Source organism: Micromonospora sp. NPDC047187 (genome assembly GCF_040643355.1).
Taxonomy (GTDB): Bacteria; Actinomycetota; Actinomycetes; order Mycobacteriales; family Micromonosporaceae; genus Micromonospora; species Micromonospora salmantinae.
This window is the reverse complement of record NZ_JBEYUF010000040.1, coordinates 14,331-34,755: the sequence shown is the minus strand read 5'-3', so window position 1 is coordinate 34,755 and position 20,425 is coordinate 14,331. Positions and strand designations below refer to the sequence as shown.

Here is a 20,425-nt window from a genome sequence, read left to right as displayed (position 1 = left end):
CGGCGCTGATCGCTGCCGGCCTGGCCGGGTACGCCGGGCTGGTCGTCGTCGAGGTGGGCGGCAACGGGGGCGGGCGGTGGCGGGCCTCGGCCCGCTCCGCCGCCCGCGCCTGCCTCGACGCGCCCACCCGCTGGGCGGCGCTCACCGGGGTCGTCGCGCTGGCCGGGCTGCTCACCGTCCTGGTCACCCCGGTCGCGGTGCCGATCCTCGCCGGCTACACGGTGGCCGCCCTGCACGCCGTCACCGTCCGCCGGCCGGTCCCGGTCGCCGTCGTCGGCGGCCGGGAGAGACCAGCCGACTCCCACGCCCGCCGACCGGTCTCGGTCGCCGTCGCCGGACGTCGGGAGCTGCCGTGAGCGGGAAGCCGGTGCGGCTGACGGCCGGGGCCACGGAGGTGGCCGAGTACGTGCTCGACCCGGCGCTGGACGCGCGGCACGGGCCCCGACCGTACCTGCACCCGGTACGCACGCTCGGCGGAACGGTGGTCACCGACGCGCTCCCCGCCGACCACGTGTGGCACCTCGGCGCGTCCCTCGCTGTGCAGGACGTCGACGGCAGCAACCTCTGGGGCGGGCGCACCTACGTCCGCGACGTCGGCTACACCTGGCGCGACGACCACGGCGTCATCACGCACACCGGCGAGGTCGAACGGTCCGCGGGCCGGTACGCGCACGACCTCCAGTGGCGCGACCGGGCCGGCGGGGTCCTGCTGACCGAGCGGAGGTGGCTCGCCGCGTCGGTGGTCGCGCCGGACGCCTGGCGACTCGACCTGGAGTCCGTTCTCGTCGCCCCGGACGACCGGGAGATCCGGCTGGGCAGCCCGGCCACCAACGGCCGCCCGGGCGGGGCCGGCTACGGCGGGTTCTTCTGGCGGGCCGTCGCCGACGGCGAACCGGCGGTGTTCACCGCCGACGCGGCCGGGGAGGAGACGGTCAACGGCAGTGCGGCGCCGTGGCTCGCGCTGACCGGCGCCGGGTCGGGCGGCGGGGCGTACACACTGGTCTTCGCGGGCCTCGGCCGCGACGACCGGTGGTTCGTGCGGACCGGGATGTATCCGGGGGTCTGTGTGGCGTTCGCGTTCGACCGCCCGGCGGTGGTGCCGGCCGGTGGGAGCCGGCACGGCCGGTACCAGGTGTGGGTGGCCGACGGGACCCTCGACCGGGACGCGGTGGCGGCCCTGGTCGCGACGGTGGCCCCAACCCACTCAGGTTGACCATGAAGTTGTTGCCACTCCGCCCGGCGTGTCACGGCAACAACTTCATGATCAACGGGGCGAGGGGCGGGTGGTGGGGGCGCGGGTTGGTAGGGCGGCGGTTACTCGGACGGCTTTGACGATCGCCGGGATGGAGCCGATCAGCAGCACCAGCCCCCAGATGATCGCGATGATCGCGAAGACCAGCGCCGCCACGTCGTCGACGATGCTGACCAGGATCACCGGCACCAGGTTGTGCAGGAACTCCAGCACGACAGTGCACAGCAGGGTGGTGAGGATCAGCAGGACGAGGCCCTTGTTCTGCAGGAAGCGCGGCTGGGCCAGCACCAGCATCCCGGCCCACACCAGCTTGAGCAGCAGCACCAGCCCGAGCAGCACCGCCGCCTCGCCGACCGGGAAGAACCCCCACAGCGCCAGGTACGCCAGGGTGCCGAACGGGACGGCCAGGAACAGCGACACCATGATGGACAGCTCCACGAACGCGACGACCAGCGCGACCAGCCCGACGATGATGAGAATGATCGAGAAGATCAGGCTGGCGACGCCCTGCACCCGACCCTGGACGCGCTCGGGCAGCAGCAGGCCCAGGCAGAACAGCCCGGTGCTCCAGACCGCCACCGCGTCGATCAGCGCCAGGTAGCCGGTGCCCCGGCCGGACGGTTCGCTGACCCCGGACACGTCGTCGATCTCCACGTCCAGCCCGCCGGCGCTGTCGGCGAGGGCCGCACCGGCGTCGGCGCCGCCGAGCAGCAGCCCGGCGCCGAGCTCCACCCCGATCGCCAGGACGATGGCGAGCATCGCCATCAGCAGGAACGGCTTGCGCAGGTCACCCACGGCGGCACCCTCCACTCGGTCCAGGTCGATTCAGGACGTGGCCACGACGACAGTGCAACCGCCCAGGCCGGGGCAGACCAGACCCACCTCGGTGGCCTGGTCGACGGCGATCTTCGCCACCGCGCCGGTGCCGTCCGCCGCCGGCTCGACCTCGTCGCGGATGGTGAGGTCGGCGTCGCCGGGCGCCGGGGCGACGACAGTGAACCGTGCCGCGCTGCGCAACACCAGGGTGCGCAGCCCACCCGGGTCCGCGACCCGCACCACGCAGCTGCCGGAGAACGCCAGCCGGCCCGTCTCGTCGGCGCAGTCGGCGCTGACCGTCGCCGGATCCACAGCGGAACGCTCGCCGCCCAGCGCGCCCAACCGGTCAACCAACCCGTGCCGGGCCTCCGGATCACCCGGCTCGTCGCGGCCCGTGCTGACCGCGACCACGAACAGCGCCACCAGCAGGACGGCGAACAGCCCCAGCAGCGCCTTCTGCCGGCCACTCATCGCGGCACGGCCTGCGCCACGATCTCGGTGAACCGGATCTCGTCGACGCCCGCGAAGTAGCGGTTCGTGCCCTGCGTCTTGCCGACCACCAGCAGCGTGACCTGGTGGGGGCCCTTGGCGAGCCGCACCGTGCCGACGTCCAGGAACTCCGTCTTGCGCACCGTCGGCGTGAAGCCGAGGAACGTGCCGCCCACCTGGTTGCCGTCAATGGCGAAGACGGTGTTGGCGTAGTCGAGGGAGGTGGTGCGTACCGCGGCGAAACGCCAGGTGCCGTCGGCCGGGATCTGCACCGTCACGGTGACCTTGTCGCCGATGGCCAGCCCCTGGAAGAACAACTGCTTGTCGCCGGACCAGGTCACCCCGCAGCAGTTGGGTTGCGCCTCCACCTTCGCCCCGTTCTTCGCCGGGGACTCCACCACCGCGCCCGGCACCAGGCTCTCCGCCTCGACGGCGACCACCCGCGGCTCGCCGGGGGCCGGCTCACCGTCGCGCGTCAGCAACACCACCCCCACCGCGACCACCACCAGCACCAACGCCGCCGCGGCGGCGATCCACAACCACGGGGTACGCCGTGGCGGCGCGACCGCCCGCACCTCGTAGGTGACCCGGCCGCTGGAGCGGGAACTCTCCTCCGGCGCGGTGTTCGCCGAGTACGCGAACCCGGTCATGTCGTAGCGCCGGGGCGGGGTGCCGGCCGGCACGGCGAGCTTGACCAGGAACGACACCGAGCCCTGCCCGGGTACCACCCGTTGGGGTTCGGCGACGGTGAACCAGGCCCGCTGGGAGCCGTCACCGGGTGCCACGTCGAACACCACAGTGTCCGGCGCGTTGCCCGGGTTGGAGACGGTGAAGGTCAGCTCGCCGCTGTTGCGCGGGTCGACTGTGAACTGCTCGGCGGCGGCGACGACCGCCCACTCGGTGGTCATGACGACTCCTCTTCCAGGACGATCTCGACAGTGGCCGATGCGGGTTTCTCCGCCTCGACGATGCGGGTGATCACGGCGAGCTGCCCGGCGGCGGCGACCGGCACCCGCACCACGACGTGGAAGGCCCGCTCGGCGGGCTCGTCGATGGCGAAGCCCGACATCCCGGTGGCCAGCTCCAGGGCTCTGCGCATCCCGTACGGGGTGCCGCGCCAGCGGGCCAGCAGGGCGGCGTTGGCCACCAGGTCGCGCAGCCGACCCACCGGCAGCGGCAGCGGGGTGTCCGGCCGGGACGAGACCACCACGTGGTCCATCGCCACCCAGCGGGTCAACCGCACTACCAGCCCGTCCGGCGCCCGGTACGGGTCGAACAGCGCGTCCACCTCGGCGAGGATCGCCTCGTCCGGGGCGTGCAGCCCCTCCATCACGTCCAGCAGCGCCCAGAGCACGCTGCCCGGCACGCAGGCCCGCTGATAGGCGGCGGGCAGCAGCCGTTCAATCGCCGAGCGTCGCATCCTGGCGCACCACCTCGATGTCGTGCTCGCCGGAGCAGAGCAGCCAGGTATCGGGGACGGTCACCACGTCGGCGGTGGCCTGGTTGGCACTGGGTGTCCAGGTGACGGCGTCGGCGCTGCGGTGCACGCCTCGTTCGCCGCTGGCCAGGATCAACCGCTCCGCCGCGCCGGTGCCGCCGGGCGCAGCGGCCCCGGCCGTCGGGCCGCTCACCGCGATGGCGTCGACCGGCACGAACCGGGTCCGGTCCCGCAACGGCAACCCGCAGTTGACCGACACCGCCTGCCACTGCGGTTGGGCGGCCAGGGTGTCCAGCCGCAGCACCCCGCCGCTCTGCGTGGCCGCCACCGCCTGCTGGCCGGCGAACGCGAGGTCCCGGCAGGTGCCGCCGCTCCACCCGGCCTGCATCGACTGCCACTTCACGTCGGACTCGAACAGCCGGGTGCGATGACAGCCCTGGCCGGGCTTCTTCGGATCCGGCTCGCCCGCGCCGCTCCACAGCAGGGTGGCCGGGCCGTCGTACTGCACGGCGAGGACCCGGTTGTCCACGTTGGCCAGACCGACGTGGCTGAAGCTGCCGGGTCGGCCGCCGCTGGTCGACAGGTACACCCCGAAGCTGGCCTGCGCGGCCACCGCCACCCCCGGCGCGCCCCGCTCGGAGACGAACGTGCGGACCGCGTAGAAGCCCCGGTCGGCGTCGGACGGGTCGACCAGGATCTGCAACGGCACCGCCCCGGGCAGCAGCGACACCTCGTACAGGCCGGTGTCGGTGGCCGCCAGCAGCGCGCCCGCGCCGTCGCGGTCCAGCCAGGCCAGGTCGGAGATCCGCGAGTCCAGGTCGGTGAGCAGCGACCACGTCTCGCCGAGGTCGGTGCTCAGGTGCACCCGGGAGCCGCCCGAGGCGCGCAGCGTCACCACGGCCACCGAGCCGGGACGCGCGACGATGCCCGGCCGTACCGGCGCGGGCGCGGGCGCCACCCGCAGCACCGTCTCGTCGTCGAAGCGACCGGCCGGTTCCCAACCCGCGCCGCCGTTGCTGGAACGGAACAGCACCGGGCCGCGCCCGGCGTACCAGGTGCGCGGCTGGTACTGGTCCACGGCGAGGGCGCGGACGCCGGCGTCGGGGGCCTCGTCGACCACGAACCGCACCGACTCGACGTAGCGCACCCCCGGCTCGGCGTGCTCCAGCAGCCGGTACACGTTGGATGCCCGCAGCGGTTCGCCGAACGGCCAGCCGGTCGGGTTGAGCGCGGTGGGCAGCGGACTCAACGTCTGGTGCAGCCGGTCGTGGATGCGGCGACGGACCGCGTCCACGTCCTCCTCGCGGCGGACCACCACCCGAGCCCGGACGGACACCGCCTTGAACCGCGCCCAGGTGGCCCGGGAGCGGATGCCGACCATCCGGCGTTCCTCCAGGTCCGCCTCGACCCGGTGCCGTGCCTCGGGCACCTCGTGCTCGCGCAGCACCGCCACCGGCAGCCGACCGCCCGGTCGGGCCGCCTCCGGCACGTACGGCACCAGCACCACCTCGACCTCGCCCGGCCGGGCGAAGCTGTACACCGCCGCGCGGGTGAACGCCCGCGCCCGCGCCACCGCACCGGAGCTGGTCGCGAGAACCTCGAAGTCGCGGGCGGTGACCGCCCGTTGCTGGGCGAAGAACTCGTACGGGCCGCGCAGCAGCACCGCCTCCAGCGCCTCCATCTCCCGGCCGCCGGCCGCCGGGGCGGGGTTGTCCACACGTACTCCGGGCAGTGGGTCACGCAGGCTGGTCAGCGTGCCCGCCGCCACGTTGCCGGTGGGCCCGCCACCGGCGCGGTACCAGAGCCGGATCTGCCGTCCGGCCGGCGGCACCGCCGCGACGGTCACCGGCGCTACGGCGCTCGCCGGTGCGACCGCGTCGGCGGTGACCTCGCCGTGCGGGGTCGCCCCGGCGGGGGGTCGCAGGTCGAGGGCCGGGGCGAAGATGACGGTGCCGGAGCAGCGGTCGACCAGGTACGCCTTGGCCTGCGGACCGAGCCCGGCGAAGCTGTCCACCGGCTGCCAGATCTCGAAGGTGCGACCGTCGTGCTCGCGGGCCGCCGCGCCCAGCTCGACAGTGCCGGCCGGCACCTCCACCCCGAGCAGCAGGTCCAGCGCCTCGGCGGTGTGCGTCAGCGGCGCGCGTGCCGCGCGCAGCACCTGCCCGGGCTGGCCGGTGCCCACGCCGAGCAACTCCGCCTCGACCGGTTCGCAGTGGTGCATCCGGACCGTCACCGACGGCTCGTCGGCCGGCAGCAGCGTCGGCTCGGTGGTGACGAACACGACCGGCCGGGGATCCGCGCCCCGGGCCGCGGCGACCCGCAGCCCGGCCGGGATCCGGACCGCACCGCGGTCGGTGCCGGTACGGGTGAACCGGACGTCCGCCCAGGCCGCTGTCGGCGCGTGCCGGGTGACCCCGAGCAGGTTCAGAAACGAGACGTACGCCTTCTCCGGCAACTGGTTCAACCGGTAGATCATCACCTCGGTGAGGTGCGCGAACGTCTCCACCAACGCCATGCCGGGGTCGTGCGCCGACAGGTCGGTCCACGCCGGGCAGGACTGCCGGATCCGTTCCCGGGCCTCGGTGACCAGATCGAGGAAGCCGCGATCGTCGAGGTGCGGCACGGGCAGCGTCATGACGCTCCTCCCTGGGCGGGCTCGTCGACCGGGAGCAGGTCCACGGAGAAGACCAGCTGCCCGGGGGTCAGGCTGGCCCGCACCCGGTAGTCCAACCGGATCACCAACCGCCACGCGTCGTCCGGGTCCGGCCCGGCGTCCACGTCGATCACCTCGACCCGGGGCTCCCACCGGGCGATGGCCTGCCGGACGTAGTGGATGGCCAGACCGGCAGTGGTGTCGTCGTTGGGCGCGAACACCAACCGGTGCAGCCGGGAGCCGTACCCGGGTCGCATCAGCCGTTCGCCCGGCGTGGTCGACAGGAGCAGGAACAGCGCCTGCCGTACGCTCTCGTCGCCCTCGGTCATCGCCAGGCCGCCGGCCGCGGTGAGCGCCAACCCGCCGGTGCGGCCGGCGTCGAAGCCGGCGCCGACGAAGCGGAAGGCCCTCATCGGTCCGCCCCCAGGAACTGCTGGCGGGGGTCGCGAACCGTGTGCTTGACCAGCCCCGGCGGTGTGCCGTTGGTGAACCCCTCCAGGTGCGACAGCACCACCCGGTGCCCGTCGACGCGGACCCAGTCGCTGTAGCCGACCCGGACGGTCAGCGTCGTCGTGCACGGCTTGATGGTCGGGCCGTAGTTCGGGCAGGCGATGATTGTGCGTCCCTCCGGGTCGTCGTCGACGAGCACGGGCACGCCGGTGACGGTCACCCACTGCCGCGAGGGTCGGTTCTCGACCCGGCCGTCGTGATCGCAGGTGATCACGGAGTCACTGTGGATCCAGCGCATCAGCCGCCTCCTTGGTGGTGGGCGCGGGCGAGCGAACGGGCCTGCTCCGCCGCGGTGGTCGGGTCCTCGGTCGAGTCGGCGTGCAGGAAGTCCACGGTGCGGGCGCGCACCACAATGGCCCGGCCGGGCGCGGAGATCACCAGGTCGGACGCCGCGTGCAGGGTGGCCAGGTCGGGGGTCAGCTCCAGGGAGCTGCCGCCCTGGGTGCCCAGCCGCAGGCTGCGCCGCACGTCGTCGACGACGATCGACTGCCCGCCGGCGGTGCGCATCGTCCAGCGGCGGGCCTTTCCGTCGTCGATGCCCGCGTCGTACGGCTCGACGGCGCCGAACAGCGAACCGAGCACGATGCCGGAGGCCGGCTCGCCGCCGGGCAGCACCACCAGCACTGTGTCACCGGGATCGGGCAGTGCCACCAGACCCTTGCCCGGCCCGGCGCCGGGGCAGAGCACGGCGAGCCAGCCGGCGTCCAGGTCCCCGTACGCCGGCAGGGTCAACCGGATCCGGCCCAGCCCGTCCGGGTCGGCGACGTCGGTGACGCTGCCGAGGGTGACCACCGCCGCGCCGGTCGGGGTCGGCGGGGTGGCCGGCGGCACCGTGGAGAAACGGGTCAGGTGCCCGTTGCCGTCAACTGTGTGCACCACCTCGGTCAGCACGTACGTCCCGGCGACCGGGTCGGGCACCCCGCCCAGGTCGACGCGGCGGCCCGGCCGTAGCGCCGGATCGCCCTCGGCCACCCCCTCGGCCGTGGCCAGCGCCGCAGCCCGGGTGTCCAGGCGGGCCTGGGCCAGCGCCGCCAACTCGTCGTCGCTGCGGCCGGGCTGGTCCACGGCGGTGCGAACGCCGCCGGCACCCACATCAGTCGGGTCCGGGCGGTCGTCGGCTGGTCGACCGCAGCGCGCCTCGTCGACCTGCTGGCTGATCACCTCGGCCCGCTGCGGGTGCCAGCCCAGTGCCGCACTGGCACCGCTGGCCTGATCGGTGTTCGTGGACAGTCGAAGCGTGTGCACCCCCGCGCCGAGCGTCAACGCGACCGGCTCCCCGTAGCCGGCGAGAGTGACCAGCCGGACGCCGTCACCGTCGGCGGCCAGGTGCAGCCCGGCCCGGCCGGTCACCTCGCGCAGCAGCTCCAGATCGCTGTGCCGGTGCTGGAGCAGCCGCTCCAACCGAGGACCGTCGACCTCGGCGGTCACCGCCAGCCCCACCGCGCCGCACAGCTCCCGGGCCAGCTCGACGGCGGTGATCGAGGTGAAGACCCGCAACCCCTGCCGCTTGCGCAGCCGGTGCAGCGGGTCGTACGCCCGCAGCCGCAGCACCGCCGCCCCGTCGGCGGCGTACTCCACCTCCACGCAGGTGACCTCACCGGTGAACAGGGCGTCCGCATGGTCGGCGAGCCGTACGTCGAGCGTCGTGCCGGGGCGTACCGCCGGGTCGAACGCGCCGGTCCCGGCGGTGGTGGCGAGCACCAGTTCGGCCTGGGTGGGCTGGTCGAGCCGGGCCGCCACCCGCAGTGAGCGGACCCGCTGACGGGCCGCGCCGACCAGCTCGGTGCCGTCCAGCAGGACGATCAGCGCCCGGGGCGCGACGCTGGTCATGGCGTACCCCCGGGGTTGGTGCTGGTGGCCGTGGGGCCCGACGGGCTCCAGGCGGCGGGCGCGGTGGCGATCGAGGCCCCGACGAACGCCGCGCCGGCACCCGCCGCGCCGGCCAGCGCCCGCGCGGCGCCGGTCACCGCACCCACAGCCGGTCCACCGCTCGGCGCGCCGGGTGGTGGGACGGCGAGGGTGGTGCCGGCCGGCACGGCGAGGGGATCGGTGATCCGGTTGTGTTCGGCCAGCAGCCGCCAGCGCAGCGGCGAGCCCAGTGCGTCGTTGGCCAGCAGGTCGAAACGCACACCGGAGCGACCCGGCTCGGCAGCGCCGTCACCGGCGGCGATCACCGCGCTGCCCGGCGCGGCGGTCGGGGTGCTCGCGGCGGCCAACTCCTCGGCGAAGCCGGCCTCGGCCTGATCGGCCGTCTCGGCGGCGCGGACCAGCTTCAGCCGCAGCCAGGACCGGCGCGGCGACCCGGTGCCGGTGAACGCGTCGAACCGTTCCGCCACCGCGATGATCACGCCGGGCACGTTCCAGGTCTTGCCCCAGACCAACCGGACCAACGGCGGTCGCAGCCAACCATGCTCGGCCGTGGAGTTCTCCGCCAACATCCAGAGCGGACGGGTGAGCACCCGGACGTCGGCCGGACGCAGTTGCGCCTCCACGAAGTCGACGTCGAAGAGCAGGTCCAGCACCAGCTCGGTGCGGCCACCGCCGGTGAAGACCAGCGGGTCGTCGGCCAGACCGGCCCCGGTGAGCTGCCCGCCGCCGGCACCCCGTTGGCGTACGCCGGCGAGCCGGGTCACCTGCACTGTCTCCGGGTTGAGCAGGCAGTCCACCCGTTCACCGGAGGAGTCGATGAGGAAGGCGACGCGTTCCATCAGTCACCCGCCTGTTCCCGGTCCAGCCGGGTCAGCTGGGCGGTGTCCACCGCCGTGCCGGCGACCGACCACAGCGTGGTGTCGTCGGGCAGCGCCGGCCACGGGTCGACACTCCGCGTCACCGCGCCGGGCGGCCCGTCGACCCCTGTCGCTCGTCCGCCGCCGGCCGATCCCACGCCGGTGTCGCGTAGCGCGGCCGGTGGCCCGGGTGGTGCCGGTTCGCCGGGCAGGGCCAGCCAGGGCCCACCGTCAGCGAGGCGATCCAGGTCGCCGCGCGTGGAGGCCGCCGGGTTCCCGGCGCTCGTCGCCGGGTAGCCGGTCCGGGATGCGTCGGTCCCGCCCCGGTTCGGCCCGTTCAGAAGGCGGTGCGCGGCCACCGCGTCCACTCGCGACGTCCGGGCCGCGCTCGGTGCACCACCACGCGGGTGTCCGCTCTGGTCCTCCCTGGGCGAGGGCTGACCGTCCGAGTCGCCCCGGAACCCGTCGCGACCAGCCGGGAGTCGGCCGGCGGTGGTTCGGGTGGCTTCGGCCTCCGCCCGGTGCGGGCGGCCGCTCGGCGAACTGTGCGGACCGAAGACCATGGAGGGGACCGGCTGTCGGGGTCCATCCGCCCGGGGCAGCCCGCTCGCGTCGAGGGCCGCGGTGTCGGGGGTCGTGGTATCGAGGGCCGCGGTGTCGAGGGCTGTGGTGTCGACCCGGCCCGACCGCCGCACCGGAGGCGCCGCCGCGGTCGGTTCCGCCGGCCACTTCGAACCGGCCGGCGGGGTCGGACCGTCCGGCCAGGTGGAGCCGGCCGGCGGGGTTGTCAGGTCCGAGCTGGACGAAGGCGTCAGGTCGGCGGATAGGTGGGCAGCACCGGTCCCCGTACCGTCGGGCCTGTCCCCGGCTCGCGACGGGCGGCCCGACCTGCCGGTTCGGCGCTCGGCGCGCAACCTGGTCGGTCGCTTGTCGCCGCTCGCACCGGGACCGCCCACGTCGGCCTGGCCGCCGAGCCTGCCGGACCCGTCGGACCTGGCGTTCGCGACCGGGCCCGCGCCGTCGGCGTCGACCAGACCGGTCGATTCGTCCTGCCCGCCGTCCCGGACCCTGGCGTCGGTGGTGCCGGCCGGGGACGGGTCGAGGTCCAGGTCGTGCAGCAGACCGGGCGCGTGGGCGGCGACCAGGTCCACCCAGTGCCGCGGAGGCTCCCCGAAACGGCGTGCGGCCACCACGGGCGTCTGCGGCGGCGGCAGGTGGCCGGCGGGCTCGACCCGTCCGGCGAGGCGCTGCACCGCCCCGGCCGCCGAGCGCAGCCGGCCGGCCAGCCAGCTACGCGGGCGTCGGCGCGGTGGCACCGCCGGTCTCCAGCTCCAGGCCCTCGTAGCGCAGGGTCAGCGAGGCGATGGCGATCTCGTGGCTGAGGGTGTTGAGGTGTGCCCCGCGCCACCGGGTCGGCCAGGCGTCGATCAGGTTCCAGCGCAGCACCTCGGCCGTCCCGACCGAGTCGAGCAGCACCACTGAGACGTTGCGCCGGTTGAGGGTGCCCTGGGCGGTGGCGTTCACCCAGTCCCACAGCTCGCGGGAGGCGGTGAGGCCGAAGTGCAGGGTCACCGGCTCGTACTCGGCCTGACCGGGCACCATCCGCATCCGGCCCAGGCCGTGCTCCCGGTACGGCTGCCCGGGGATGTTCACCTCCAACCCGGTCATCTCGGTGAAGTGGCCGTTGGTGACGCCGTTGATGAGCAGTCGGAAGTTGTACGCCCGGTACGGGTCGACCGGGGCCCCGGGTTGCGGGGTGGCGGTGGTGGGCATGTCAGCCTCCGATCGTCTCGGTCTCGGTGCCGCCGGCCCACTGGCTCAGCTTGAACACCACGAATTCGGCGGGCTTGACGACCGCGATGCCGATGTGGGCGATCACCATGCCCGCGTCGCGGACGTCCGGCGGGTTGGTCTCCTCGTCGCACTTGACGAAGAACGCCTCCTCGGGGCTGCGCCCCAGCAGCGCGCCGTCGCGCCAGACCCGGGTGAGGAAAGCCCCGATGTCGCGCCGGATCGAGCGCCACAGGGTGAAGTCGTTGGGCTCGAACACCATCCATCGGGTGCCGTTGGCGATGGCCTGCTCGATGGCGATGCTGAGGCGTCGGACGTTGAGGTAGCGCCACTCGCTGGCCTCGGCGGCGAGCGTACGGGCGCCCCAGACGCGGATGCCCTCGCCGGCGAAGTAACGGATCACGTTGACACCCTTGGGGTTGAGCACGTCGTGTTCCGGTCGGGTGACCAGGTAGCCCAGGTCGACGGCGCCGCGCACCGGTTCGTTGGCCGGTGCCTTGTGCACCCCGCGCAGGGCGTCGGTTCGGGCCCAGATGCCGGCCAGGTGTCCGCTCGGCGGGGTGAGTTCCAACTCGCCGCTGATCGGGTCGCGCACCCGTAGCCAGGGGTAGTAGAACGCGCCGAACTCGGACTGTCGCGGCCGGTAGGCGGCCCCCTCGTGGCCGCCGGAGCCACCCGGCTGGGCCGCGCCGCCGCCGGCCGTACCCTCGGCGGGCTTGGGGGGCTTGCCGGAGGACGGCGTGGCCACCCGGGTCAACGCGGAGATGTCGTCGATGTCCGGTGCCGGGTCGCAGATCGCCACCATGGTGCGGGTGCGCTCGGCCATGCTGAGCAGCGCCTCGTGGGACACCACGTCGTGGAAGCCGGGCGCGGCGATGATGGAGATCTCGTCGACGGCCTCCAGCAGCTGCAGACCGCCACGCCGCTGCCCGGTGCCGGTGATCGCGCCGCCCTCGCCGACGTTGACCACCCAGCAGCGGGCGCCCCCGTTGTCCAGGAAGCCGAAGACCGCCCGGGCCAGCGGGGTGCTCTCCACCCGCTCCCCACCGGCGAAGAGCCGCAGGAACTCCGTCCAGTTGTTGACCGGCACCGCCTTGCCCAGGTGCGCGGAGCGGTCCGGGGCGACGCCGACGAACGCGGCGATGCTGGTGCTCGCCGGCCCGATCGGTCGGGCGCCGCTGGGGACCTCCTCGACATAGATGCCGGGGGAGAAGTAACTGGGCATCGGTCCTCCTGTGCCTGTGGGTGTCAGTGGGTCGGTGGCGCGCAGACGATGACGATGTCGTCCTCGGCCGGGTCGACGTCGGCGGTGAGGACGAGCCCGCGTCCGGTCAGCCGCAGCCGGACCGGGCTCGGGTGCTCGGGGTCGTGCGGGACGCCGACGATCAGGAACCGGCCCTCGGTGTCGGTGCGGGTGGCGGACCCGGTGGCGGGCAGTTCGACCCGCATCGCGGCCAGTGGCTGCTCCTGGGGGCCGACCACCCGACCCCCGAGGCTGCGCACGTCGAGTTGCCGCAACCGCAGCGGTTGCAGCACCGGCGGCGCGGCCGGAGTCGGGTGGTCCACCTGCGCCGCCACGTCGATCAGCAGCGCCGGTCGGGGCGCCGTACCGAACGCCGTCCACAGTGGTGGATCACCGGCCTCCAGCACGACCGGGTAACTGCCGTCGCTGGTCGCGGCGGTGAGCACCCGGTCCAGCCGGGGCAACCCGGCCGGACCGGTGACGCAGAGCAGGTGGCGGACAGTGAACCGGTACGGTTCGCGGACCGCGCCGCTGGAGCGGGTCTGCCGGGCCGGGCGCAGCTCCATCGGCCAGAGGGTGAGCCCGTCGGCGTCGTCGCACGCGCGGGGCGGGCCGATCGGGACCGGTTCCCCCGCCGCGCTGGTCACCCAGGCGGCCAGCTCGGCGGTGGCGGTCTCGATCGGTCCCCGCCCGTGGGTGGTCATCGCGGCGGCGTCCCCTGGATCCGGTACGCGATGGCCTCGTTCCACACGTGCGGGTAGACGCCGATCTCGAAGTACCGGGTGAAGCGGTTGATCGGCGCGTTGGTGTGGTCGTGGTAGAGCAGCCACACCGGCGCGATGGTGAACAGGACGTAGTTGGCCAGGACGAGGGGGATGTAGAGCGGCCCGAGCAGGCGACCCTGGAAGATGTGCACGTCCTCGTGCCGTTGGATGCCGGAGCTGGAGCCGGCGCAGACGGTGCCGATGGTGGTGGCGTACCGGGGCGAGACCCCCTCCACCACGCTGACCCGACCGCTGTTCAGTGACGTGGGCCGGTCCAGTGAGTGCCCGAAGACCAGGTGCACGGTCAGGTAGATGGCGCCGACGACAGTGTTGAGCAGACTCCAGGTGTGGTCGACGACGAAGAGGAAGATGCCGCGGGCGTCCGAGCCGTACACCCCGGCGGAGGCCACCGACCAGCCGAAGACCGCGCCGACCACCAGGCCCACGACGGCGCCGATCAGCAGCCCGATCGAGCCACCGGCGAGGAAGCCGAGCAGGGCGGCGAAGCCGACCTGGATGGCTGCGCTGAGAATTCCGAAAACCATGACGACACCCCTCAGACCCAGGAACGGAAGACTCGGGGCTCACGACCGCTCGCGACCTGGGTCGGCGTCGCCTGTCGGTTGCCGGGCGGGAACTGGTTGACGCCGAGCGCGGCCGAGAAGATGACCAGCGCGTTGAAGAACGCGATGATCCACTTCTCGGCGCCGGCGTCGTCGGCGAACGCCGCTGTCAGGTAGGACAGCAGCAGCGCGATGGCGATGGCGATCCACTTGCGGAGTTTGTCGCCGCTCGGGCCGATCAGCCCGCCGATGACGTTGGTGGCCAGCAGGGTGGCGGCGCTCGCGCCGGCGATGGTCCCCAGGGCTGCCCAGGTGAAGAGATCGTTCATGACGATCCCCCTTCTGCGATGGTGCGACCGGGATGTGGTGGTGGTGAGGTCCGGTGCCCCTGCGGGGAGCACCGGGGCCGGGCGTGGCCGGCTGAGCCGGCCACCAGATGGATCAGCCGGGCCCCGGGGCGCCGGCGGGCGGGCCCGGCGGCGGGGTCGGACCGGGCGCAGCCGGCGCCGCGGGGTGACGGCGGCGAACCAGGAGTACGCCCACCGCGGCGACCAGCAGCAGGAGGAGGACACCGCCGACGACGAGCAGCCAGGGGAATCCGCCGTCGTCCTCCTCGCCGGCGGCAACCGGCGAGGTGGACGGTCGTGGTGGCGCCTCGGCCACGGCTCGCAGCTCGGCTGGCTTCTCCTGGTTGGGATCGACCTTCCAACTGACCGAGCGGCCGTTGACGGTGCCATTGCTGTCGATCACCCGGCCGGGGAATGTCACCGAGATCTCGAACGACATGAGCTTGAGGAACGCCTGTTGGTTCTGCGGATTCTGCTCCGCAACCTTTCCGCCATATTTCTTGGGATCGAGCGGCAGCGTGAAGCGGTAGAGGTCGCCGTCCCTGACCAGTTTCACGCTCTCGGTGTCGAAACCGGCCAGCGGTGCCTTGCGGTAACTGATCTGGGAGCCGTAGAAAGTGTCGTCCTGATAAAGGGTTTCCTCACCCGCCGGTAGGGCGGGGATGTTCTGCCGCAACTCGGCGAAGGCGACCGGGAGGTTCTTGTTACGGCCGCTCAGCACGGACTTCTGAGCCGTCAGCAGGAGTTGCCCGTCGACCGTGTCGTCGGCGTTGACGGTCAACCCCATGTTGAGTTGCATGCAGCCGCTCAGCGCGGCGAGAAGAAGGAGGCACACCGCGACGCGGAGTGCCCTACCGCGGTTGACTCTCCTGTTCATGGGCTCAGTGTGTGTGATCGCTTTCACCATCAGCAGTCAGCGATCGGTCACAACGAAGTCGCCGATTGTACCGGCGCACTGTCGCCTTTGATTAGCCCCGACGGCGACCCGAATGACTATTCTGGAGCTTTGGGGCCACGACGGTTCCTCGTCGGCCCTAGTCTGGTCGGATGAGAATTGTCGCGTGCGTCCTGCTGGTGGATCCCGACGGGCGGCTGCTGTTGCAACTGCGCGACGGCGACGCGACGCACCACCCGAACGTGTGGGGGCTGCCCGGCGGCCACGGCGAGCCGGGGGAGACGCCGGAGCAGACCGCCGAGCGGGAGTTGTTGGAGGAGACCGGCCTGCGGGCCGACGGGCCACTGCGCCCGGTCGCCGTGCAAACGCTGCCCGAGTTGGCCCGGGTGAAGCACTACTTCCTCGGCAGCACCACGGCCCGGCAGGAGGACGTGGTGCTCGGCGAGGGCGCGGCGATGCTCTTCGTCCCCGGTGCGGAGGTGCTCGACGGTCGTTTGTGGACGCCGGGCACCGTGGAGGTGTTGACCGAGTTCCTCGCCTCGGCGGAGTACGCCGCCCTGGTCACCGGCCGGATCGCTGGGCCGGCTCAGCCCGCCGGCGGTCGCCAGTCCGCGTAACGGGCCATGCTGCGCAGGGCGACCCGGCCCGGGGTGAGCCGCAACGCGATGTTCCGCATCGCGAAGGCAATCGGGTTGTGCAGCTGCTGTCCGAACCGCCCGGCGACGTAGGAGGCCCGGGCAACGGACTGACTGCGTGGTCGACGCTGCTCGTCGTACGCGGCCAGGGCGGCGGGCACTTTCTCGGCGCCGCCGGCGCAGACCGCGCCGAGCACCACCGCGTCCTCGATGGCCTGCCCGGCACCCGGCCCGAGGTTGGGTGTCATCGGGTGGGCGGCGTCACCGAGCAGCGCCACCCGGCCCCGCAGTACGAGGGCAGCGGCTCGGCCAGGTAGTGGATGTCATTGCGCAACACGACGTCGGGTGGGGTTGCCGCGAGAAGCTCCGGAATCGGGTCGTGCCAGTCGCCGAAGCGCTCCCGCACTGCCGTCAGCTCGTCGGGGGCGCCAATGACGGCGAGGGCGAACCGGATCGCGTCGCTGACCGACGCGGCCATCGAACTGATCGCCGGCGGTGGCATGCGAGCCCTGACCCACCGGGCGGTCGACGGCCGCGCCGGAATGCCGCCGGGCACCACCTCCGCGTACCTGAGGACCCGACAGGCGCTGATCGAGGCGGTCGTCGGACTGCCCCCCCGGCTCGACGGCGGCGACCTTGACGCGCTCGCCGCCGGTGTCGCCGAGGTGCTCGACCGCTGGTTGAGCACCGGACGCAGCCGGAGCCTCGCCCGCTACGCCTGCCTGCTGGAGGCGGTGCACCGGCCCGAGCTGCGCGGCATTCTGCAACACGGCACCGGCCTGCGGGTGCAGGCCCGGGACCTGCTGACCCGGGCCGGGGCCGCCGACCCCGATCGGCAGGGCGACCAGTTCGTGGCGTTCGTGGACGGGCTGCTCTTCGACCGACTGGCCGGCGCGGGCGCGCTCAGCGCCCCGCAGCCCGGCACCGCGGCCAGCCGCGCCGACCTGAGCCTGACTGCGCGCGGGCACGCCGAGTTGGGGCGTGGAGCAGCCCGGTGATCAGGTCCGACGCGTGATGGGAGACGATCGCCCCGGATGCCGTGCGCCGCCGGCATGGTGCCGTGGGCCGGCCCTTTGGAGCTGAATCGTTTACGACATCGCGTCTGATTCGTCTACGGCATCAGCTCCAAAGGGGGAGCGGACGGCATGCTGCGGTGCGTTGGCGGCGTGGTGTCGCGCTTCTGGCGGTGTGCCGGCGTGCGCTCGTGGCGGTGTGGTGAGCTGGCGGCTTGGCGTCGGGCCGGCGCGTCCGGTGCGGCGGGCCGGCCGGCGTGGGTGGGAGAGGTTGGGCGATGGTGCGGTTCAGCGGCCTGCGGACGGCCGGCGGGCGGTTGCGGCACGGCTGGCGGCCGGTGCTGGAGGCGACCGTCGCGGCGACCGTGGCCTGGCTGCTGGCCACCCGGTTGCTCGGGCACCCGCAGCCCTTCTTCGCGCCGGCCGCCGCGCTGATCGTCCTCGGGCAGGCCCGGGGGCAGCGCATCCGCCGGGCCGTCGAGGTCATCCTCGGGGTCGCCGCCGGGGTGCTCGTCGCGGACCTGGTGGTGCAGGCGCTCGGCCCGGGCAGCACCTGGACGGTGTTCACCGTCATCCTGCTCACCGTCCTCCTCGCGGTGGCCTTCGGTGCCACCGGCGTGACACTGGTGCAGGCGGCGGTCTCCGCGCTCTACCTGGTGGTGGTCGCACCACCGGACGGCTCGTTGGTGCCGTTCCGCTTCGTCGACGCGCTGGTCGGCGGCGCGGTCGCCCTCGCGGTCAGCCTGCTGGTCGACGCCCGGCATCCGCTGGCCCCGCTGGTCGCCGAGGTGCGGCGGACCTTCGACGAGTTGGCCGGGCTGCTCGGCGGGATCGCCGACGCGCTGGACGACCGCGACGAGCCGGCGGCGGTCGCCGCGCTGCGTCAGGCGCGGGGGATGGACGCCCGGGTGGACGGGCTGCGCGACGGTGTGCTGGCCGCCGGCGAGGCGTTGCGGCTCAACGTCCGGCGACGTCGGCACATCGGCCGGCTGCGCTCGGTGGACGAGTCGATCCGGCAGATCGACTACGCGGTACGCAACGTCCGGGTGCTGGCCCGAGCGGGCGTGACCCTGAGCCGGCTGCACACCCCGGCGTCGCCCGAGCTGGGCGCGGCCCTGCGGTCACTGGCCGAGGCGGTCCGTCAGGCCGGTGCCGCCCTCGCCGCCGACCTCAACGGGCAGGAGGAGACCGCCGACCGGCACGCCACCCGGGCCGACGAGTCGGCGTTGGCCGCGGTGCACGCCGCCGGGCAGCTCTTCGGTCCCACACAGACCCTGCCCCTAGCGATGATCATCGGTCAGGTCCGGGCCACGGCCATCGACCTGCTGCGCGGCGTCAACCCGGAGGACGACGCCGCCGTCCTCGCCCGCGTCGACGACGCCCTCGGCCTCCCGCCGGTCTGACGTCCGCACGATCAGCGGCGGTTCCCTGGCCTTCAAGGATGGGCGGTGAGCCAGGCGATGGCGGAATGGCGGATCGGGGCGGGGATGTCGTGGCCGCCGGGGAACTCCTGGTAGGTCACGTCGTAGCCGAGGTCGTGCAGGTGGGGGACGAGACGGCGGCTGCACACGTCGATGGGCAGCACCCGGTCGTCGACACCGTGCGAGATGAAGATCCGTGGCCGGCCGTGGGTGACCGGTGGCGCGGCGAAACCGGGAGAGAAGGCCAGCACCGCGTCGACCAGATCCCCGTTCGCCAGACCCAGCGACAGCGCGTACGAGGCGCCGTCGGAGAAGCCGCCGACAGTCACGTCGGCCACCGGGTAGGTGTCGAAGACGGTCGCCAACAGCCCGTCGATGCGCCCCACGTCCGCCCCGAAGCCGCCGGCGATCAGGTCCCAACTGGCCGCCGACGAGTCCGGGGCGACCAGCAGCAGGTGCTGCGCGTCCGCGACCGGCAACAGCAGGTCCAGTCCCTGCCGCGCCGAACCGCCCGCACCGTGCAGGAGCAGCACCAACCGGTACGCCGAACCGTCGGTCGCCGGCTCCGGGGCGTACCCCAGGGCCAGCCGGTCACCGTCGGGGCCGGTCATCGGCACCAGCCCGGTGCGGCCCGGCGCCACCGGCGGGTGGCGGCGGGCGCTCAACCGGCCGTCCCGAGGGCTCGGCGCCGGGTCCCAGCGCGACGGCGCGGAGTCGGACACGGGTCGGCGCTCCTCACGCTGGACGAAAGGTCCGACGCGGTTACCCGGCCCGTACGCGCTTAACCGTCAGCGTGCTCGACCGAGCGTCGACTCAGGCGCTGGCCCGCGCCACCAGGGCGGACGGGAAGAGGGTCACCGGAGCCGCCGGGCGCCCGTCCAGCAGGGCGGTGGCCGCGGCGACGGCGATCCGCCCCACCGGATGACTCGCCGTGGTCAGCGCCGGGGCGGTCATCCCGGCCAACGGAATGTCGTCGAAGCCGGCCACCGCGACGTCGCCGGGCACCCGCGCACCGGCGTCCCGAAGGCCCGCGATCACCCCGAGCGCGGTGTCGTCGCTGATCGCGTAGATCGCGTCGATGTCCGGCCAGCGGCGCAGCGCCTCGCCGGCCGCCGTCCGGCCGCGCGCCGCCCGGAAGTCTCCGGGCAGTATCCGCTCCGGTAGGCCGGCCTCGGCCATCAGTCGGCGGTACGTCTGCACCGGGCGTTGCGCGCAGGGCAGCCACCGGGGGCCGGTCACCATGGCGATCCGGCGGCGACCCGAGGCGTACAGATGGCGCAGCACCTCCTCGGAGCCGGCGGCGTTGTCGACGTCGAACGACGGCACTGTCGCCGAGCCGACGCCGATCGAGACCACCCGACCGCGCAGCGACCGGGGCACCGCCGCCAGCAGTTCCTCGGTGGTGTTGACCAGGATCACCCCGCACACGCTGCGATCCCCGTCGAGTTGGTCGAGGCTGCGGGGGTCGCCGAACGGCAGCCAGTACAGCGCCACCCCGACACCGGCGGGCGTGCACACCCGGGCGGCCGCGCCGACCACCTGGTGCACGTACGGGTCGTCCAGCACCGCGGCGCTGGTGCCCAGAACGGCCACCACCAGGCGTACGCCGCCGCCGCGGACCAGCGCCCGGGCGGCCGGGTTGGGCACGTAGCCGAGCTGGTCGACGGCTGCCGTGACCTGTTTCCGGGCGGCCGGCGAGGCGAACCCCGTGCCGGCGATCACCCGCGACGCCGTGGACCGGGACACCCCGGCGACCCGGGCCACGTCCTCGAGAGTGGCCGCTCGGTGTGCCGCTGTCGTCATCGTCGCCTCCTGCGGCGGCCCGTCCGGTCGGACCAACGCCAGCTCACATCATGCCCCGGCCGGACC

Annotated in this window: 24 protein-coding genes and 1 pseudogene; 5 read left to right on the top strand and 20 right to left on the bottom strand. The window is 73.6% G+C overall.

The window, feature by feature from the left end:
* Positions 1-356, top strand: a pseudogene (locus tag ABZ794_RS32820) (hypothetical protein); the annotation flags it as partial.
* Positions 353-1,213: a PmoA family protein gene (locus ABZ794_RS32815; RefSeq protein ID WP_357519290.1), complete on the top strand. Its 861-nt coding sequence runs from the start codon at positions 353-355 to the stop codon at positions 1,211-1,213. The pseudogene ABZ794_RS32820 and the gene ABZ794_RS32815, both read left to right, overlap by 4 nt.
* Positions 1,214-1,264: 51 nt before the next feature.
* Here ABZ794_RS32815 and ABZ794_RS32810 read toward each other — a convergent pair whose 3' ends face one another.
* From ABZ794_RS32810 to ABZ794_RS32735, 16 genes are all read right to left on the bottom strand, one after another.
* On the bottom strand, positions 1,265-2,047 hold the full coding sequence (locus ABZ794_RS32810; protein ID WP_210787181.1) for a hypothetical protein: 783 nt from the start codon (positions 2,045-2,047) through the stop codon (positions 1,265-1,267).
* A 30-nt stretch (positions 2,048-2,077) separates the two neighbouring features.
* The gene (locus ABZ794_RS32805) at positions 2,078-2,539 is read right to left on the bottom strand and encodes a hypothetical protein (RefSeq protein ID WP_210787174.1); all 462 of its coding nucleotides are present in this window, start codon (positions 2,537-2,539) and stop codon (positions 2,078-2,080) included.
* Complete coding sequence (locus ABZ794_RS32800; RefSeq protein WP_357519288.1) at positions 2,536-3,465, bottom strand: hypothetical protein; 930 nt, start codon at positions 3,463-3,465, stop codon at positions 2,536-2,538. Before ABZ794_RS32800 ends, ABZ794_RS32805 begins: the two co-directional genes overlap by 4 nt.
* The gene (locus ABZ794_RS32795; protein WP_210787165.1) at positions 3,462-3,977 is read right to left on the bottom strand and encodes a phage tail protein; all 516 of its coding nucleotides are present in this window, start codon (positions 3,975-3,977) and stop codon (positions 3,462-3,464) included. The genes ABZ794_RS32800 and ABZ794_RS32795 overlap by 4 nt, the downstream gene beginning before the upstream one ends.
* On the bottom strand, positions 3,958-6,630 hold the full coding sequence (locus ABZ794_RS32790) for a putative baseplate assembly protein (protein ID WP_357519285.1): 2,673 nt from the start codon (positions 6,628-6,630) through the stop codon (positions 3,958-3,960). Before ABZ794_RS32790 ends, ABZ794_RS32795 begins: the two co-directional genes overlap by 20 nt.
* The gene (locus tag ABZ794_RS32785; protein ID WP_030489705.1) at positions 6,627-7,061 is read right to left on the bottom strand and encodes a GPW/gp25 family protein; all 435 of its coding nucleotides are present in this window, start codon (positions 7,059-7,061) and stop codon (positions 6,627-6,629) included. Before ABZ794_RS32785 ends, ABZ794_RS32790 begins: the two co-directional genes overlap by 4 nt.
* Positions 7,058-7,396 carry a hypothetical protein gene (locus ABZ794_RS32780; RefSeq protein WP_210787161.1) on the bottom strand — a complete coding sequence of 113 codons (339 nt, stop codon included), beginning with the start codon at positions 7,394-7,396 and terminating at the stop codon, positions 7,058-7,060. The genes ABZ794_RS32785 and ABZ794_RS32780 overlap by 4 nt, the downstream gene beginning before the upstream one ends.
* Positions 7,396-8,988 (bottom strand): contractile injection system protein, VgrG/Pvc8 family, encoded by a 1,593-nt coding sequence (locus ABZ794_RS32775; protein ID WP_357519283.1) that lies wholly within the window; start codon positions 8,986-8,988, stop codon positions 7,396-7,398. Before ABZ794_RS32775 ends, ABZ794_RS32780 begins: the two co-directional genes overlap by 1 nt.
* The gene (locus ABZ794_RS32770; protein WP_357519281.1) at positions 8,985-9,866 is read right to left on the bottom strand and encodes a hypothetical protein; all 882 of its coding nucleotides are present in this window, start codon (positions 9,864-9,866) and stop codon (positions 8,985-8,987) included. The genes ABZ794_RS32775 and ABZ794_RS32770 overlap by 4 nt, the downstream gene beginning before the upstream one ends.
* The gene (locus ABZ794_RS32765; protein ID WP_357519279.1) at positions 9,866-11,200 is read right to left on the bottom strand and encodes a hypothetical protein; all 1,335 of its coding nucleotides are present in this window, start codon (positions 11,198-11,200) and stop codon (positions 9,866-9,868) included. The genes ABZ794_RS32770 and ABZ794_RS32765 overlap by 1 nt, the downstream gene beginning before the upstream one ends.
* A complete protein-coding gene (locus ABZ794_RS32760) occupies positions 11,175-11,657 on the bottom strand; it encodes a phage tail protein (protein ID WP_030327509.1) in 483 nt (160 codons plus the stop codon). Before ABZ794_RS32760 ends, ABZ794_RS32765 begins: the two co-directional genes overlap by 26 nt.
* Position 11,658: 1 nt before the next feature.
* Positions 11,659-12,900, bottom strand: a complete 1,242-nt coding sequence (locus ABZ794_RS32755) for a phage tail sheath subtilisin-like domain-containing protein (RefSeq protein ID WP_210787154.1) — start codon at positions 12,898-12,900, stop codon at positions 11,659-11,661.
* 23 nt (positions 12,901-12,923) lie between these two features.
* Entirely contained in the window at positions 12,924-13,622 is a 699-nt protein-coding gene (locus tag ABZ794_RS32750) for a carboxypeptidase regulatory-like domain-containing protein (protein WP_357519277.1), read from the bottom strand.
* The gene (locus ABZ794_RS32745) at positions 13,619-14,227 is read right to left on the bottom strand and encodes a glycine zipper family protein (RefSeq protein ID WP_357519275.1); all 609 of its coding nucleotides are present in this window, start codon (positions 14,225-14,227) and stop codon (positions 13,619-13,621) included. Before ABZ794_RS32745 ends, ABZ794_RS32750 begins: the two co-directional genes overlap by 4 nt.
* 11 nt (positions 14,228-14,238) lie before the next feature.
* Entirely contained in the window at positions 14,239-14,574 is a 336-nt protein-coding gene (locus tag ABZ794_RS32740; protein WP_210787143.1) for a hypothetical protein, read from the bottom strand.
* Between the two features lie 112 nt (positions 14,575-14,686).
* Positions 14,687-15,469, bottom strand: coding sequence for a DUF3153 domain-containing protein (locus tag ABZ794_RS32735; protein ID WP_357519273.1), 783 nt, complete (start codon positions 15,467-15,469; stop codon positions 14,687-14,689).
* Positions 15,470-15,639: 170 nt separating this feature from the next.
* On the opposite strand from ABZ794_RS32735, the gene ABZ794_RS32730 reads away from it, so the two are divergent.
* Positions 15,640-16,104, top strand: coding sequence for an NUDIX domain-containing protein (locus tag ABZ794_RS32730; RefSeq protein WP_238688806.1), 465 nt, complete (start codon positions 15,640-15,642; stop codon positions 16,102-16,104).
* On the opposite strand, the gene ABZ794_RS32725 is transcribed toward ABZ794_RS32730, so the two are convergent.
* The gene (locus ABZ794_RS32725; RefSeq protein WP_357519270.1) at positions 16,074-16,400 is read right to left on the bottom strand and encodes an FAD-dependent monooxygenase; all 327 of its coding nucleotides are present in this window, start codon (positions 16,398-16,400) and stop codon (positions 16,074-16,076) included. The two genes, ABZ794_RS32730 and ABZ794_RS32725, sit on opposite strands and share 31 nt — an antisense overlap.
* Entirely contained in the window at positions 16,367-16,600 is a 234-nt protein-coding gene (locus tag ABZ794_RS32720; protein ID WP_238688808.1) for a hypothetical protein, read from the bottom strand. Before ABZ794_RS32720 ends, ABZ794_RS32725 begins: the two co-directional genes overlap by 34 nt.
* Positions 16,601-16,622: 22 nt before the next feature.
* Here ABZ794_RS32720 and ABZ794_RS32715 point away from each other — a divergent pair, with 22 nt between their 5' ends.
* Positions 16,623-17,120: a TetR/AcrR family transcriptional regulator gene (locus ABZ794_RS32715; RefSeq protein WP_357519268.1), complete on the top strand. Its 498-nt coding sequence runs from the start codon at positions 16,623-16,625 to the stop codon at positions 17,118-17,120.
* 293 nt (positions 17,121-17,413) lie between these two features.
* The gene (locus tag ABZ794_RS32710; protein WP_210786338.1) at positions 17,414-18,538 is read left to right on the top strand and encodes an FUSC family protein; all 1,125 of its coding nucleotides are present in this window, start codon (positions 17,414-17,416) and stop codon (positions 18,536-18,538) included.
* Between the two features lie 32 nt (positions 18,539-18,570).
* Here ABZ794_RS32710 and ABZ794_RS32705 read toward each other — a convergent pair whose 3' ends face one another.
* Complete coding sequence (locus ABZ794_RS32705; RefSeq protein ID WP_210786339.1) at positions 18,571-19,278, bottom strand: phospholipase; 708 nt, start codon at positions 19,276-19,278, stop codon at positions 18,571-18,573.
* 91 nt (positions 19,279-19,369) lie between these two features.
* Positions 19,370-20,359 carry a LacI family DNA-binding transcriptional regulator gene (locus ABZ794_RS32700; RefSeq protein ID WP_210786340.1) on the bottom strand — a complete coding sequence of 330 codons (990 nt, stop codon included), beginning with the start codon at positions 20,357-20,359 and terminating at the stop codon, positions 19,370-19,372.
* Positions 20,360-20,425 lie beyond the last annotated feature (66 nt).